Source organism: Conexibacter arvalis, assembly GCF_014199525.1.
GTDB lineage: Bacteria > Actinomycetota > Thermoleophilia > Solirubrobacterales > Solirubrobacteraceae > Conexibacter > Conexibacter arvalis.
The window spans coordinates 395,966-411,738 of record NZ_JACHNU010000001.1 but is presented as its reverse complement, the minus strand read 5'-3'; the positions used below and the strand labels follow the sequence as shown (position 1 = coordinate 411,738).

Annotated in this window: 11 protein-coding genes; 8 read left to right on the top strand and 3 right to left on the bottom strand. The window is 74.0% G+C overall.

Features of this window, described 5'->3' with window-relative positions:
- Nucleotides 1-304: 304 nt before the first annotated feature.
- The 3 genes from BDZ31_RS01850 to BDZ31_RS01840 form a co-directional block, all read right to left on the bottom strand.
- Nucleotides 305-1,963, bottom strand: coding sequence for a glycerol-3-phosphate dehydrogenase/oxidase (locus tag BDZ31_RS01850; RefSeq protein WP_183340925.1), 1,659 nt, complete (start codon nucleotides 1,961-1,963; stop codon nucleotides 305-307).
- A 171-nt stretch (nucleotides 1,964-2,134) separates the two neighbouring features.
- Nucleotides 2,135-2,950 (bottom strand): hypothetical protein, encoded by an 816-nt coding sequence (locus tag BDZ31_RS01845; protein ID WP_183338416.1) that lies wholly within the window; start codon nucleotides 2,948-2,950, stop codon nucleotides 2,135-2,137.
- Nucleotides 2,947-3,411 carry an autotransporter gene (locus BDZ31_RS01840; RefSeq protein ID WP_246344377.1) on the bottom strand — a complete coding sequence of 155 codons (465 nt, stop codon included), beginning with the start codon at nucleotides 3,409-3,411 and terminating at the stop codon, nucleotides 2,947-2,949. Before BDZ31_RS01840 ends, BDZ31_RS01845 begins: the two co-directional genes overlap by 4 nt.
- A 469-nt stretch (nucleotides 3,412-3,880) precedes the next feature.
- Between BDZ31_RS01840 and BDZ31_RS01835 the strand changes: the two genes are divergently transcribed.
- From BDZ31_RS01835 to BDZ31_RS01800, 8 genes are all read left to right on the top strand, one after another.
- Entirely contained in the window at nucleotides 3,881-4,402 is a 522-nt protein-coding gene (locus BDZ31_RS01835) for a hypothetical protein (protein WP_183338414.1), read from the top strand.
- Nucleotides 4,399-5,115 (top strand): ATP-binding cassette domain-containing protein, encoded by a 717-nt coding sequence (locus BDZ31_RS01830; RefSeq protein WP_183338412.1) that lies wholly within the window; start codon nucleotides 4,399-4,401, stop codon nucleotides 5,113-5,115. The genes BDZ31_RS01835 and BDZ31_RS01830 overlap by 4 nt, the downstream gene beginning before the upstream one ends.
- Entirely contained in the window at nucleotides 5,115-5,810 is a 696-nt protein-coding gene (locus BDZ31_RS01825) for an ABC transporter ATP-binding protein (RefSeq protein WP_246344376.1), read from the top strand. Before BDZ31_RS01830 ends, BDZ31_RS01825 begins: the two co-directional genes overlap by 1 nt.
- An 11-nt stretch (nucleotides 5,811-5,821) precedes the next feature.
- Nucleotides 5,822-8,356 carry an FtsX-like permease family protein gene (locus tag BDZ31_RS01820; protein ID WP_183338410.1) on the top strand — a complete coding sequence of 845 codons (2,535 nt, stop codon included), beginning with the start codon at nucleotides 5,822-5,824 and terminating at the stop codon, nucleotides 8,354-8,356.
- Nucleotides 8,353-9,531 carry a DUF2600 family protein gene (locus tag BDZ31_RS01815; protein ID WP_183338408.1) on the top strand — a complete coding sequence of 393 codons (1,179 nt, stop codon included), beginning with the start codon at nucleotides 8,353-8,355 and terminating at the stop codon, nucleotides 9,529-9,531. Before BDZ31_RS01820 ends, BDZ31_RS01815 begins: the two co-directional genes overlap by 4 nt.
- 212 nt (nucleotides 9,532-9,743) lie before the next feature.
- A complete protein-coding gene (locus BDZ31_RS01810; protein ID WP_183338406.1) occupies nucleotides 9,744-12,074 on the top strand; it encodes a TolB-like translocation protein in 2,331 nt (776 codons plus the stop codon).
- A 107-nt stretch (nucleotides 12,075-12,181) separates the two neighbouring features.
- The gene (locus BDZ31_RS01805) at nucleotides 12,182-14,863 is read left to right on the top strand and encodes a hypothetical protein (protein ID WP_221242784.1); all 2,682 of its coding nucleotides are present in this window, start codon (nucleotides 12,182-12,184) and stop codon (nucleotides 14,861-14,863) included.
- A gap of 239 nt (nucleotides 14,864-15,102) precedes the next feature.
- Nucleotides 15,103-15,702 (top strand): hypothetical protein, encoded by a 600-nt coding sequence (locus BDZ31_RS01800; RefSeq protein ID WP_183338402.1) that lies wholly within the window; start codon nucleotides 15,103-15,105, stop codon nucleotides 15,700-15,702.
- The last annotated feature ends 71 nt before the right edge of the window (nucleotides 15,703-15,773 follow it).

Genomic DNA, 15,773 nt, shown 5'->3' with positions numbered 1-15,773 from the left:
CGATATGGCGAGGTGGCGAGGGGATCGGCAAGGTGCGCTCCGTCATGCAGATCGCGCGCCCGCCTCGAACCCCCGACGGGTGGACGTGCGGCTGCGGACAGGTGATCGCCGGCGACCGCGAGCCCGGAGCGCACACGCTCGCGACCAGGTCCCGGAGCCCGATCTCCCCTTGCGGGCAACCGGGATCGGACCGGCGGCCGCGCGGATCGCCGCACCTCACGACAGGTGATCCGCGCATCACCGCACGGGCAATCCCCGGCACCGGACTCCCCCTCGGTGCCGGGGAACGCTCACCGCCCGCCCCTCACACGTCGGCGGTGACGCCGGCCAGCAGGTCGGGCGCGGCGGTGCGGACCTCGTCGGCGGCCTCGTCGTCCGGCTCCTGCTGGGAGCGGCGCTCGGCGTCGACGCGGGCACGGTAGGTCTCGACCTCTCTTCTGACCTGCGCTCTGCTCCAGCCGAGCGCCTCGCCCATCAGCTCGGCGGCCCGCTGCGCCGTCTCGACGCCGCGGTGGAAGGTCTCGATCGAGATCCGCGTGCGGCGGGCGAGCACGTCGTCGAGGTGGCGGGCGCCCTCGTGGGAGGCGGCGTGGACGACCTCGACCTGGAGGTAGTCGTCGGCGCCGGGCAGCGGCTCGGCCAGTTCCGGCCGCTCTCTCACGACGTCGAGCAGCTCGTCGATCCGCGAGCCGTAGCGGTTGAGCAGGTGCTCGATCCGCGCGACGTGGAGGCCGCTCTCCTGCGCGAGCCGGTGGCGGCCGTTCCACAGCGCGTGGTAGCCGTCGGCGCCGAGCAGCTCGGTCGTGTGGGTCGCCGACGGCGGCACCTGGCGGTCGATGCCGCGCGCGGCGGCGTCGATCGCGTCCTTGCCCATCACGCGCGAGGTCGTGTACTTGCCGCCGGCGACGGCGACGAGGCCCGGCACCGGGACCGCGACGCTGTGCTCGCGGCTGAGCGTGCTGGTCGACTCCGACTCGCCCGCCAGCAGCGGCCGCAGGCCGGCGTAGACGCCCTCGACGTCCTCGTGCGTGAGCGGCTGCGACAGCACCTTGTTGGCATGCTCGAGCACGTAGTCGATGTCGGTGCGGCTGGCGGCCGGGTGGGCCTTGTGCAGCTCCCAGTCGGTGTCGGTCGTGCCGACGATCCAGTGGCGGCCCCACGGGATCACGAACAGGACGCTCTTCTCCGTTCTGAGGATCAGGCCGGTGTCGAGCTGGATCCGGTCTCTCGGCACGACGAGGTGGACGCCCTTGGAGGCGCGCACGCGGAACTTGCCGCGCTCGCCGACGAGGTGCTGGAGGTCGTCGGTCCAGACGCCGGTCGCGTTGACGACCTGCTGGGCGCGGACCTCGATCACCCGGTCGCTCGCGACGTCGCGCACGCTCACGCCGGTGACGCGCTCGCCCTCGCGCAGGAAGCCGACGACCGGCGCGTTGTTGGCGACGGCCGCGCCGTAGTGGGCGGCGGTGCGCACGACCGTCAGCGTGTGGCGGGCGTCGTCGACTCTGCCGTCGTAGTACTGGATGCCGCCGATCAGCGCGTCGGGCTTGAGGCCCGGCGCGATCCGCAGCGCCTGTCTCTTCGTCAGATGGCGGTGTCTGGGGACGCCGTCGTGGCCGGCCATCTCGTCGTAGAGCACCATGCCGGCGCCGACGTAGGCCCGCTCCCACACATGCTCGCCCAGCGGATAGAGGAACGGGACCGGCTTGACCAGATGCGGTGCGATCCGGTTGAGCAGCAGGCTGCGCTCCCTCAGCGCCTCGCGCACGAGCCCGAACTCGAACTGCTCCAGGTAGCGCAGCCCGCCGTGGATCAGCTTGCTCGAGCGGCTCGAGGTGCCCGACGCGAAGTCGCGCGCCTCGACGAGCGCGACCGACAGCCCGCGCGTCGCCGCGTCGAGCGCGGCGCTCGCGCCGACGACGCCGCCGCCGATCACGAGGATCTCGAACGTCTCGCGCGCCATCCGTTCGAGGGCGGCGTCGCGCTGTTGAGGGTTGAGGCTGCTGGGATCGGTCACGGAGCCCTCGTCTTCGCCGGGGAGGGGGTCTCCCCTGACTTACCCGCGCCGCCGGGAGCGATCACCAGCCGGGCGCGCCGCGCCCGTCAGGCCCGCTGCGCTCGGGCTCTCCCCACGCTACCCGCGGGTCCGGGGCGCCATCGCCCGCCGTGGGCAGGGGACGACCGCGTCGCTCGACGTCCGGTAGCCGTCGGCGAAGACGAGGCGCGCCTGGAAGCGGAAGCCCCGGCGCGGGCACGTGGCCGGGACCGCGACCGCTCTGGGTCGGTACGCGACGCGCCGTCTGCCCCGGCGCTCGCGATAGGTCACGTTCTCGCCGATCGAGACGCGGATGCGGCGCAGCGCCAACGTCGCCCCAGACGGCAGGGTCGGGATGCTCGGCACCACGAGCGAGATCGATCCGCCCCACGGCGGCCGCGCCTGCGCGAGCGTGCCGGCGAAGACCAGCCGCGCTCCGAACGGGTGGCGGCCGTCGATGTAGTAGATCAGCCTCAGCTTCCGCGCCCCGCTGACCGAGCCGGTGAGGACCGTCACGTCCGCCAGCTCCGGGATCGTCATCGTGTCGATGCGCACGTCGGCCAGCGCCGAGCCGAAGCCGATCACGGCATTCGGCGAGCAGCCGCCAAGGCCCCCGGTGTTGGGCAGGACGATCGCCCTGATCACGGCCGCGGGTGGACGGCAGGCGGCGATGCCGAGGCCGCTGGTCGAGATCCCGAAGCCGTCCGGGAACTTCAGCTCGATCCGCTTCAGCGTGGCCGGGCGGTCGTCGATCTCGAGGCCGAGCCGGATCGGGCTCGGCTGCCCCAGCCGGGCTGACGGGCCGAGGCCGGCCGTGAGGCGCGCGGCGTCGGCCGGCGCCGCCGCGAAGACCGCCGCGACGGCGAGCGCCGCCGCCAGCGCGACCGTCGGTCCGCGCAGCGAGCGGCCCCTCACGTCGAGATGCGCGCGCGGACGGTCGCGGTCGCGGCCCACGTCCGCCGGTTGACGACGCCGTCGAAGCTGCCGCGCCCTCGCGCACCCGCCCACCGCCCCGTCCCGCCGGTGACGGTCACCGAGCCGGAGAAGCGGGCGCGGACGGCGGCGGAGCGGGCGCGGCCGGCGACCGAGAACGACAGCGAGCCGCCGCCCTTGGGGAAGATCGTCACCAATCCCGTGACCGACAGCAGGCGCACGTTGAAGCGCGCGAGCACGGGACCGCTCAACGTTCCGCGCACCTTGCCGCGCAGGTCGATCGTCGAGCCGTGCTGTCTCACCAGGCCGAGCCGAGCGCGCTCGACGACCTTGATCGTCTTCGCCTGTGCGGGGGCGGCGGCGAACGCGGCCGCGGCCGCGAACGCGATCAGCGCACTGAGCACCGGCCGCACGATCCGGCGCCGGCGAGAGTGATCCGGCAAGGGGGCTCCTCCTCCGTCGAGAAGGGCCAAGCGTAGCCGCAATTGATGCACTCGGCCGGACGGGAGAGGAAGAAAACCGTCCGGCCGAGTGCTTTGGGGTGGGCCGCGAACGAGTGGGTTTGCACTCGGGTCGAAGGGCGTGACGTCCGACGCATCGTCCGATGCCCACGGGCATTCAGGCTGTCACCTCGATCTGCGCGTGCACAGTCCACGGTGGAAGTCCAGCGTGGAACGTCCACGGTGAACGTCCAAATTGGACCGTCCTCGGTGAACGTCCAACTTGGACAGTCGTTGATCGATCGGCCACTTCGCCCGTGGGGCCGCAGATGTCGGCGATTCAACCGTCCGCTGGCGTTGTTCCACTAAACTGCGGATTATTGACCGTCGCTTGAAGCGAACACGAGCGTTTGACTAGGCTCGCGCCGTGCAGGTCGATCGCACAGTCGAAAACGCTGGTGCGAGCACGCGGATGGGACATGGAGAGTCGCTGGTGCGCAACGCCGTGCTGGCGCAGATCGTGCTGAGCGAGTTGCCGATGACACGCAACGCAATCGGGATGTCCGTCGCCACGCGCTACGCCGTCGTGTTCAGCTCGTGGCAGCGCCAGCATGCCTACGAGCATGTCGCGGCGCTGCGCCGCGCCGAGCTCGTGATGCCGGCCGACGCCGGCAAGCCGGCGCGCTATCGCGCGACCGCCGCGGGCGTCGCGGCGTGGCGCGCGTGGCTGGTGAGCCCGATCGAGCAGCGCCTGCCCGTCAGAGACGCGCTCACGCGGCTGCACTCGACCCGGGCGGGAGACCACGCGACGATGCTGCGGATCGTCGACCTGTGCGAGGAGCGGCTGTGCGCCGCGGCCGAGGGCCTGCGCGGCCCGCAGCCGGGAGCGGACCTCGTGCAGCGGCTCGCGCGCGACGCCCTGCGGACGCGGATCGTCGCCGAGCTCCAGTGGTGCCAGGACGCCCGCGACGGGATCGCGGAGCAGGTCGGATGAGCGCGCTCCTGAGCATCGAGCGGGTCACGCACCGCTACTCGGCGAAGGCGATCGGGCTCGACGACGCGTCGCTGCAGCTCGACGCCGGCGGCTTCGTCGCCGTCTGGGGCCCGCCGAGATCCGGCCGCACGACGCTGCTGGAGGTCGCCGCGGGGCTGCTCGACCCCGACGAGGGCGCCGTGCGCTTCGACGGCGGGCCGCCGCGGGTCGCGCTCGGGCGCGAGGCCGGGATCGCGTGGGCGGTCGACGGCCCCGAGGCGTTCATCGCCGCGGCCGGCGAGCGCGTGATCGACCAGGTCGCCTGGCCGGCGCTGCGGCTGACCTCGCGCTGGCGCGCCCGCGACCGCGCCGACGAGCTGCTGATGCGCTGCGGCGTCGACGGGCTCGCCGACGCCGAGCCGTGGCAGCTGTCGCACGCCGAGCGGGTCCGCGTGCTGCTCGCCCGGGCGCTCGTCAACCGCCCCCGCCTCGTGCTGCTCGACGAGCCGGCGGCAGGCAGCCCCAAGCCGGAGCGCGAGCGGCTGTGGGAGCTGCTGCGGGCGCTCGTGCGCGAGGAGGGGCTCGCCGTCCTCGCCACCGACCACGACGGCCACGCCTTCGCCGGCGCGCGGGCGCTGACGCTCCAGCGCGGCGCGCTGCGCGGCGAGCCGACGCGGCCGCCGGCCCCGGTCGTCTCGCTCGACGCCCGGCGGGCGGGGCCCGGAACGGCCTGATGGCGCTGCGGATGGAGGGCGTCGCCCGCAGCTTCCGGGCCGGCGGGGAGACGGTGCGGGCGCTCGCCGACGTCACGCTCGCGGTCGAGCGCGGCGAGCTCGTCGCGCTGGTGGGGCCGAGCGGGTCCGGCAAGTCGACGCTGCTGTCGGTCGCGGCCGGGTTCGAGGCGCCCGACGACGGCGTCGTCACCTGGGACGGCGAGCCGGTCCCGCGCGCCGGCGCCGGGGCGTCGCGCTGGCGCCGCGACACGCTCGGGATCGTCGCGCAGGAGCCGCAGCTGGTCGAGGGGATGTCGATTCACCGCAGCGTCGGCCTGCGGCTGGAGGCGGCGGGCGTCGCGCCGAGCGAGGCGCAGCGGCGCGGCACGCGGCTGCTGCGCGAGCTCGGCCTCGGCGATCGTCTCACCCATCGTCCGGAGCAGCTGTCGACCGGGCAGCGTCAGCGCGCCGCGCTCGCCAGAGCGCTCAGCACCGATCCGCAGCTCGTGCTCGCCGACGAGCCGACCGGCAGCCTCGACTCGCAGGCCGGTCGCGCGCTCGTCGAGCTGCTGCGGCGCGTCGCGCACGAGCGGCGGCGGGCCGTGCTCGTGGCGACCCACGACCAGCGGATGATCGCGCTCGCCGACCGCGCGCTGACGCTCGAGGACGGCGTCGTGCGCCCGGCGCCGCGCGACGCGACGCGACAGGCGGGGTGAGGTCGGCCGTGGTGCGGGCGAGCGTCCTCGCGAACCTCTATCGCGCCCGGCTGCAGCGCCATTGGCTGCAGGAGCTGCTCGCCGCCGCGGGGATCGCGACCGGCGTCGCGCTCGTCTTCGCGGTGCTCGTCGCGAACGCGAGCATCACCGCGAGCGCCAAGGAGATGGTCCGCGGGATCGCGGGGAAGGCCGACGTGCAGATCTCCGCGCGCGACAGCGGCGGCTTCTCGGCCGCGCTCGTCGAGCGGATCCGCGCGATCGACGCGGTCGACGCGGCGGCGCCGATGCTCGCCCAGCACGCCGTCCTGCGCAACGGGACGCGGACGACCGCGGTCGACCTCGTCGGCATCGACGAGTCGTTCGCCGAGGTCGGCGGGATCGGGTCGACGCTCGCGCTGCGGGGGCTGCTCGTGCTGCCGGGCGTCTACCTCGCGAACGCGGCCGGGGAGGCGCTCGGGCTGCCGGCCGGCGAGGGCGCGGCGCGCGACGTCGCCGTCGCGGTCCGCGGCCACGCGCGCGCGACGCGCGTCAACGGCGTGCTCGGCGAGAGAGAGATCGGCTCGCTCGCGAACGGGCGGATCGCCGCCGGCTCGCTGGAGCGGGTGCAGGCGTTGAGCGGGCTCGACGGCCGCGTGACGCAGATCCTCGTCAAGAGCCTGCCGGGGCGGGCGCCGGAGAGCCGCGCGGCGATCGAGCGGCTGGTCGGCGACCGGCTCGCCGTCGGCGCGGTCGACGAGGAGCTGCGCGCGCTGGCGCTCGCGACCGCGCCCAACGATCAGGCGACGGTGATGTTCGCGGCGGTGGCCGCGGTCGTCGGGCTGCTGCTGACGGCGACCGCGATGCTGCTGACGGTCCCGTCCCGCCGCCGCGAGCTGGCGCACCTGCGCATCCACGGCTACGGCGACGGGCAGGCGGCGCTGGTCGCGCTGTCGCAGGCCGCCGCGCTCGGACTCGTCGCCTCCCTGGCGGGGGTCGCGGCGGGCTACGCGCTGACGCGGTCGGCGTCGCTGGAGCCGCCCGCCTACCTCGCGTTCGCGTTCCCGATCGGCACGACGATGCGCTTCGCGTGGTGGGCGTTCGCCGCGGCGATCGCCGGCGGGACGGTCGTCGCCTGCCTCGCCGCGGCCCAGCCGCTGTTCGACCTCCGGCGCGGCCGGCCGGTCAACGCGGTCCACCGCGCCGGCGCGCAGGTCGGCCAGCGGATCGAGCCGGCGACGCGGCGGTGGATGGCCGTCGCGGCGGTCGCGCTCACGGCGCTCGCGTGGGGGCTCGCGCTGGTGTGGTCGGCGGCGACGATGATCGCGGTCGGGCTGCTCGTCGTCGCGACGGTGCTCGCCGTGCCGGCGGCGCTCGCGGTCGTGCTGAAGGTCGCCGAGCAGGTCGAGCGCCTCGACCGGCCGACCGTGCTGGCGGTCGCGCTCGGCGCGGTCCGCGCCGCCAACGTCCGGTCGCTCGCGCTGGCGGCGACGTGCGCGGTCGCGGTCTGCGGGACGCTCGCGATCGGCGGCGCGCGCACGAACCTGCTCGACGGGCTCTCCGAGGACTACGCCGAGTACGTCTCGACGGCCGACGTGTGGGTGGCGCACGACGGCGACGACCTCGCGCTGCAGCCGTTCCGCTCGCGGGCGCAGGAGATCGCCGGCCTGCCGGGCGTCGCGGAGGTGCGCGAGTACTACGGCGGGCTGCTCGACGTCGGCGAGCGGCGGGCGTGGGTGATCGGCCGGCCGGCGCGGGATCGGGTGATGGTCCCGCCGTCGCAGCTGATCGACGGCGACGCGGCGAGCGCGACCGCGCGGCTGCGGCTCGGCGGGTGGGTCACCGTCTCCGCGGCGATCGCGCGCCAGCAGGGCGCCGGCCTCGGCGCGGTGATCGAGCTGCCGACGCCGACGGGGACGCGCCGGTATCGCGTTGCGGCGACGACGACCAACCTTGGCTGGGGCCCGGGCGCGATCGTGATGAACGCCGACGACTACGCCCGCGCGTGGGCGACCTCCGCGCCGAGCGCGCTCGAGGTCGACGTCGAGCCGGGCGTGCCGGCGGCCGTCGTCCGCGACCGCGTCGCGCGCCTGCTCGGCCCGGTCAGCGGGCTGCAGGCCCAGACGGCCGCCGAGCGGCTCGACCACGCCAACGCCGTCGCCGGCGCGGGGCTCGCCCGGCTGCGCCAGATCGCGGCGATGCTGCTGCTCGCCGCGGCGATCGCGATCGCGATCGCGATGGCGGCCGCGATCCGCGAGCGCCGGCCCCAGCTTGCCGCCGTCGCGATCGCGGGGTGGAGCCGGTTCGCGATCTGGCGGGCGCTGCTGCTGGAGACCGGGCTGATCCTGCTCGCCGGCTGCGCCGCCGGCCTGGTGACGGGCACGCTCGGCCACCTGCTGCTCGGCCGCTGGCTGCAGGAGACGACGGGGTACCCGGCGCCGTGGTCGTGGTCGCCGGGGCAGACGGCCGTCGCGTGCGCGACGATCGCGCTGGTGGCGATCGCGACGACCGCGATCCCCGGCTACCTCGGCTCGAACCCGCCGCCGCGGCTGGCGCTCGGGAAGCGGTGAGGGCGCTCGTGCCGCGGCTCGGCTCCCTCCGCTCGCCGCTGCCGGCCGCGCTCGCGATGGTCGTGCGCTACGAGGCGGTGGTCGTCCCCGTCGCGGCGGAGGAGATCGCCCGCTGGACGCGGCGCGCGGCGGCGATCCCCGACTGCGAGCTGCGCGCGCTCGCGCTCGCGACGATCGCCGGCGAGGCGGCGAACGCGGAGGCGGCGGCCGCGTTCGCGACGCTCGCGCCGCGGGTCCACCAGCGCACGACGATCGAGCTGCTCGTCGCCTGGCAGCTGCTGTACGACTACCTCGACACGCTCGGCGAGCGGCCGTCGACCGACCCGCGCCGCGACGGCCTGCGCCTCCACCGCGCGCTCGCAGTCGCGCTCGGCGCCCCCGACCGGGGCGGGGAGCGCCTCGCCGATCTCCCCGCCCGCGACGGCGGCTACCTGCGGGAGCTGGCGACGGCCTGCCGCGAGCGGCTCGCGGCGCTGCCGTCGGCCGCGGCCGTCGCACCGGCCGCCCTGGCCGCCGCCGACCGGTGCGCGCATGCGCAGAGCCATGTCCACGCCGCGCTGCGCAGCGGCGGCTACGGCCCGGCGCGGGCATGGGCGCTCCAGCAGCCCGGCGCGGACGACTACGAGTGGTGGGAGATCCTCGCCGGCGGCGTCTCGGACCTGGCGGTCCTCGCGCTGCTGGGCACCGCGGCCGATCCCGCTGCGACCACCGCCGACGCGGCGGCGGTCGCGGACGCCTACTGGCCGGACGTCTGCGTGCTCAGCACGCTGCTCGACGGCGTGGTCGACGCGGCCTCCGACATCGAGGTGACAGGCCGCTCGTATCTCGTCGACTGCTGCGGCGGCGCCGTGCCGGCGAGACGGGTCGAGCGGGCGGCGCGGCGGTCGGTCGCGACGACGACGGCGCTGCGGCGCGGTGGCGCGCACGCGGCGATCACGGCCGGGATCGCCGCCTTCTACTCAACGGTGCCCGCCGCGCGGGACGTGCGCGTCGCGGCGGCGATCGCGCCGGCGCTCGACGCGCTGCGGCCCGCGGCGACGCCGCTGCTCGCGGCGCTGCGCGCGCGCCAGGCGTTGCGCCGGGTTGCCGGTTGCGTGCGACGAAACAGCTTCGTACAATTGACGGGTCGTGCCGCGTGTGGGTCGCGGCAGCTCCCGGTGAAGGGCCGGAGGTAGAGCAGAGGTCGCAGTACGGGGTGAGCGTCAGCGCTCAGTCCTTCGTTCGTCTCAAACCCTTCTCTGAGGAGAGATGCATGCCAACGCTCCGTGCCCGCGTGGCCGGTGCTGCGGGGTCCGGCCGTGCCGGCTTCCGCGCCCTTCGCAGGTCAGGCGCTGACCTGCCGCTTCACCCGTCGTCCGTCCGTCCGTCTCACGCGGGGCGCTGAGCGATGGGTTCGTTCGACGTGAATTCGCGTGGCGCGGTGAGCGCGCGCGCCGCCGGTCGCGCGCTGCGCCTGCGCGGCGCCGCGGCCCTCTGCGGGACGGCCGCCCTCGCGCTGCTCGCGAGCGCCGCACCCGCCGCGGCCGCCGACGACGACTGCCCCAACGCCGCCATCCGCGCCGCCCAGGGCTCGACCCACCTGCCCGACTGCCGGGCGTACGAGTGGATCTCGTGGCAGAACCCGGGTGGGCAGTTTGCGGGGGTCGATCCGAATCTGCGGCCGGCCCCGGTGATCGCACGCGCCGACGGCGAGAAGCTGGTCTTCGTCGCCAGCGCGCAGATGGGCCCGAAGGACGAGCGCGGGATCGCGATGCTGTACCACTTCGGCGAGCGGTCCGCGAAGGGCTGGGCGGTCCGCCCGGCGCTGTCGATGACGTCGGACGATGCCGTTACAGACGCGCTGTCGAGCGCCCAGGCGAACGCGAGGCCGTCGCAGGACCTGTCGACGCTCGGGTTCTCGACCAACGGCGTCACGTTGGGACCGCCCAATCCTGTGAGAGGGATCTCGCAGTACATCTCATCCGGGGTCGGGAGCGAGCGATGGATCAGCGCGCCCGATCCGGGAATGACCCCGACCACGTCGCCGGGCGCGGTGCTCGGAGGGACGCCTGATTTCTCGACGGTCTACTTCCTCTCTGCGGCGCGTCTGACCCAGCAGGACCAGACGCGGAGCGGCGACGGGCTCTATCAGTATCGCGAGGGCGTCGTCCGCCCGGCCGGCGTGCTGCCCGACGGGACGGTGCCCACGTCGGGCGTACTCCCGGCGGGCTACTCGACCAGATCGGATATCGGAAACCAGCTGGCGCAGCGCAACGCCGTGTCGCGCGACGGTCGCCGGCTCTTCTTCACGGCTGCGGTCGGCGGGGTGCGTCAGCTGTACGTGCGTGAGGACGGCGCTCGGACGCGGCTGCTGTCGCATGCGCTCGGCGCGCCGACGACGCCGGCAGCAGGTGGCATCGTTGATCCGTTTGATGAACCGGACCTTGGTGTCGGCCGGCTGGCGCATGGCTATGCGGTCGCGACGCCGGACGGCAGCCGCGTCTTCTTCGCCAGCAACGACGCGCTGGCGGCGGGTGCTGCGGCTGCCCCGGCCGGCGAGACGAACTATTACCGGGCGGACGCCGCGACCGGCACGTTGACCTATCTGCCGGGGCTGAGAGGGCCGATCGTCGCCATCGACGACGCCGGAGCGCAGGTGCTGTGGATGGACGTCGACGGTTCGAGTGCGCGGAGATTGATGCTCTCCACGTTCGACGGTTCGGGGCAGGGAACGAGCCATATGGTGGCGCCCAGCCGCCCGACGGTGCCCCAGGAGATACCGTGGGTCGGCACGACGGCCGACGGGGCGGTGTGGACGCTCGGCTCGCGGATTCCGCTCGACCCGGCCTTCCCGGACACGAACGGAACCGGGCAGGTCTACCGCTTCACGGTCGACGGCGGAATCCCGAGCACGCCGAGATGCCTCTCGTGCCTGGCCGCGGTCACCTACACCTCCCATGCGAACCTGACCTCGTTCTCGGCAGGAACGACCGAGAACGGTGACGGCGAATCGACCAAGCCGGTGATCAACCACACGGTCACTCAGCGGTCGATGTCGGCCGACGGGCGACGCGTCTTCTTCGACACGAGAACGGCGCTCGTCCCCGAGGATCAGAACGGCCTGCGCGACGTCTACATGTGGGAGGCCGGCCGTGGCGTGGTGCTGCTGAGCGACGGCAGAACGCCGAAGCCGTCGTGGTTCCATGATGCGAGCGAATCGGGCGACGACGTCTTCATCGTGACTGCCGCTGGGCTCGATCAGGCCGACCGCAACCAGAGCTACGACGTCTACGACGTTCGGGTCGGCGGCGGCTACGCGACGACGCCTGAGCCGTCGTGTGCAGGAGACGGCTGTCAGCCGCCGGTCGAGCCGCGGAGACCGGCGAGCACGCCGCGCAGCGACCGGCCCGCTGAGGTCGTTTCAGGGCCCAGTGACCTCCAGCCGGCACCGGCGCGGGTGGCCGTCCGGCGGGTCCGTCGTGACAGGACCGGGGCGACGATCCGGATCTCGACGAGCGCGGCTGGGACGGTGCGCGTCAGCGGGTCACGAACGGTCGCGATGCGGCGTTCGGCCGCCACGAGGCGGTCCTACACCGTCAAGCTGCGGTTGCGCAGACCGGTGCGGAAGCTGCTGGCACGCCACGGCAAGGTGGCGGTTCGGGTGCGGGTGCGGTTCGCGCCTCGCTCCGGCAAGGCCGTCTCGGCGACGGTGAAGACGACGATCAAGCGCGCGCGATGAGGAGGATGCGAATGCGTGGCAACGTGAGACGCATGGCGCTTGCGGTCGGAGCGGTCGCCGCACTCGGCGCTGTCGCCGCTGCCCCGGCAGCGGCTGAGGAGTACGGCTTGCAGCCGGGCAGACAGTCGGCCTCGCTGTCGACCACCCAAGCGGGCGCCCACCCGGATGTCGTGGTCACGCTCGACCTCAACCGGGACGCGAGAAACGTCGCCCTGCTGGGGACGAAGCAGACCGGGGCGGCGCTGCCGCCGGGACTGGTCGGCAACCCGACGATCGCCGCGACCTGCTCGTTCGATGCGATCAACCGGATCATCAGCGGCCGAGCCGACACGGATCCGTGCCCGCGGGAGGCGGCGGTCGGGTCGATCAAGCTCGACGTCGCCTATCCCGGGGTGAGAGTAGCCCTGCCACAGTGGACACGGCGGCTGTACCGCCTTCCGACGCAGGCGGACGAGCCGGCGGCCTTCGGCACGACCGTGCTCGGCTATCCGGTCAAGATGGTCGCGGAGGGCCGCTCCGACGGCGACTACGGGCTGACCGTGATCGCGCCGCGACTGCCTGAGTCGGTCTACCTCAATCGCTTCGAGGCGACCTTCTGGGGCGTGCCGGCCGACCACCAGGGTCCCGGCGATCTCTGGGACGGCATCCTGAGCTCGAGAGGTGCGAAGGACTACATGTACTTCGGCGGTCCGCTCGCGGGGGCGCCGCGGAAGGCGTTCATGTCGAACCCGTCGTCATGCACAGGGAATCCGCTGTCGTTCGATCTCATGGTGCAGCCGTGGGTCCGTTCGCAGCTCTACTCAGAGACGGTCCAGACCCCCGCCGTCACCGGCTGCGACGCCGTCCCGTTCGAGCCGTCGATCGAGGTCAGACCGGCGTCTTCGGTCGCCGGGGCGCCGTCGGGCTACGAGGTCGACATCGTCGTGCCGCAGAGCGACGACGCCGACACGCTGTCGACCGCGCATCTGAAGGACGCGACGGTCGTGCTGCCGGAGGGGACGGCGATCTCGCCGCCCGTCGCCGACGGCCTGCAGACCTGCACCGACGCGCAGCTCGGGCTCGACTCGCGTGACAGAGAGGCCTGCCCGTTCGCTTCGAAGATCGGCACGGTGACGCTCGACACGCCGCTGCTCGAGGAGCCGCTCACGGGCGGGATCTACCAGGGCACGCAGCAGTCGAGCGATCCGGCCTCGGGCGAGATGTACCGCCTCTTCCTGACCGCCGCCGGCAGCGGCGTGCGGATCAAGCTGCGCGGCAACATCTCGGTGAACCCGGCGACCGGTCAGCTGACGACGACCTTCGTCGACAACCCGCAGCTGCCGTTCTCGCGCCTGTCGCTGACGTTCAAGGGCGGCGACCGGGCGCCGCTCGTCAACCCGCACAGCTGCGGCGAGAAGACCGCCACCGCCAAGCTGACCGCGTGGTCGGGCGCGGTCCGCGACGTCAGCTCGTCGTTCGCGATCGACCAGGGCTGCCCGACCGGGCTGTTCGCGCCGAGCTTCACCGCCGGCACGCTCGACCCGGCGGCCGGCGCCTACTCGCCGTTCGCGATCTCAATCGGCCGCGCCGACGGGGAGCAGGATCTCGACCGGCTGACGTTCGCCTTCCCGCTCGGCGTCGTCGGCATGATCAGCAACGTCCCGCTCTGCGGCGAGGCGGCGGCGAACGCCGGCACCTGCGGCGAGGAGAGCCGGATCGGCTCGCTCACGGTCGCGACCGGGACCGGCGGCGCGCCGCTGCAGTTGCCCGGCCGGCTCTACCTCACCGACGCGTACGGCGGCGGGGCCTTCGGGATCTCGATCGTCGTGCCGGCGATCGCCGGGCCGTTCGACCTCGGCACGGTCGTCGTCCGCGGGGCGATCCACGTCGACCGCGCGACGGCGCAGATCACGATCGCCAGCGACCCGCTGCCGGCGATCGTCGGCGGCGTGCCGCTGCACATGCGCGCGATCGACGTCCGGGTCGACCGCCCGCAGTTCATGTTCAACGCGACGAGCTGCCAGCGGCAGGTCGTCGGCACGAACCTGACCGGCACGGGCGGCGGCACCGCGACGCCGAGCCATCCCTACCAGGCGAAGGGCTACGACAGACTGCCCTACACGGCGAGACTGAAGCTGACCGTCGGCGCACGCGGCAAGACCAAGCTGAACCGGACGACGCCGCTGACCGCGCTGCTGACCCAGCCGGTCGGGCAGACCAACAGCAAGTCGATCAGCGTCCTGCTGCCGAGATCGATCAACGCCCGCCTCGAGGCGCTGCGCAACCCGTGCGAGCTCGAGGACTACCGCGCCGAGCGGTGCGGGAGAACCGGCCTGATCGGCGATGCCAGCGCGATCACGCCGGTGCTGAGAGAGCCGCTGCGGGGCAACGTCTACCTCGTCAGAAACCCGGCGCGGAGACTGCCCGACATCATGGTGGCGCTGCGCGGCCAGGTGGCGATCGACGTCACCGGCATCGTCCGCGTCGCCGCCGGGACGTTCCAGCTCGGGACGAGATTCAACACGATCCCGGACGTCCCACTCACGCGGTTCCGGATGACGTTCCGCGCCGGCAGAGGGGCGCTGCTGGGCACCGCGCAGAACCTCTGCGCGAAGCAGTCGCGCACCGCGGCGGCGCGGATCGGGTTCCGCTCCCAGGCGCGCGGGCTGACGCGCGTCTTCCAGCGGCTCTCGACGCGGGGCTGCGGCGCGCAGGCCGCCAAGGCGACGGCGAATGCGTCCGCCAAGGCGAAGGCCAAGGCGAAGGCGCAGGCCCGAGCGTCCGCGCGGGCGATCGCGGGAGGGCGCTGAGCGCCTGAGCGCGCGCCGCGCTCACGCGGGGCGCGCGTGCTCACGCGTGGCGGCGAGCGCACCGCCGGGGACGGGACGAGAGTCCCGCTCCCCGGCGGGTGCCGTCGCCTCGGCGCGCGCCGCCCTCTGCGCGGCGGTGGCCCGCTGCATCGGCTGCCGCGCGACCTCGTTCGTAGGAATCCGGGTGGCGGCGCACCGGGAAGGTGGACATCGGGGAACCCCGGCGCTGAAGTGGACCGATGCGCAAACCATCGCCCGCTCTCGTCGTGGCGACCGTGGCGCTCGTGATGGCCACCACGGGCACCGGCCTCGCCGCCTCGAGATACCTCATCACCTCATCCAGACAGGTCAGACCCGGCGCGCTCGCGGCCTCCGACCTGAGCAGAAGCGCGCGCAGATCGCTGCGCGGCCGCACCGGCCCTGCCGGCCCGCGCGGCGCGCCAGGACCGGTCGGCGCGACCGGCGCGACCGGCGCCGCCGGCGCCACCGGCCCCGCCGGCGCGACCGGCCCGCGCGGCCCCAGCGACGCGTGGACGGTCACCGCGCTCGGCAGAGACAGAGGCGCCCTGCTGCCGGCCGGCAGCTACACGGTCGGCGGCACCGTCTACTTCGGCAGAACGACCGCGCCCCAGTGCACCGTCTGGCACACCTCCGGCGGCGGCGCCTCCGGGCGGATCTCGTTCGGCTACGCGGCCGGTGGCCAGTACACGCTCCCCGTCGCCGACGCCTTCACGAGCAGAGAGCCGACGACGCTCTACGTCGAGTGCAACGGCGGCGCCGGCGTCGCCGTCCTGCCGAACGTGATCGCGACGCAGGTCGAGACGCTGCACACGAGCTGACCCGGTCCACCGCGCGATCCGCGGCTCCGCTTCGCGCTCGCGGAGCGGCGAGGTCGCGAGTTGCAGATCAG

Bases quoted from the DNA above. Each gene is read 5' to 3' on its own strand.
- BDZ31_RS01850 (WP_183340925.1), bottom strand. From the start codon at position 1,963: ATGGCGCGCGAGACGTTCGAGATCCTCGTGATCGGCGGCGGCGTCGTC.
- BDZ31_RS01835 (WP_183338414.1), top strand. From the start codon at position 3,881: ATGGGACATGGAGAGTCGCTGGTGCGCAACGCCGTGCTGGCGCAGATC.
- BDZ31_RS01830 (WP_183338412.1), top strand. From the start codon at position 4,399: ATGAGCGCGCTCCTGAGCATCGAGCGGGTCACGCACCGCTACTCGGCG.
- BDZ31_RS01825 (WP_246344376.1), top strand. From the start codon at position 5,115: ATGGCGCTGCGGATGGAGGGCGTCGCCCGCAGCTTCCGGGCCGGCGGG.
- BDZ31_RS01810 (WP_183338406.1), top strand. From the start codon at position 9,744: ATGGGTTCGTTCGACGTGAATTCGCGTGGCGCGGTGAGCGCGCGCGCC.
- BDZ31_RS01800 (WP_183338402.1), top strand. From the start codon at position 15,103: ATGCGCAAACCATCGCCCGCTCTCGTCGTGGCGACCGTGGCGCTCGTG.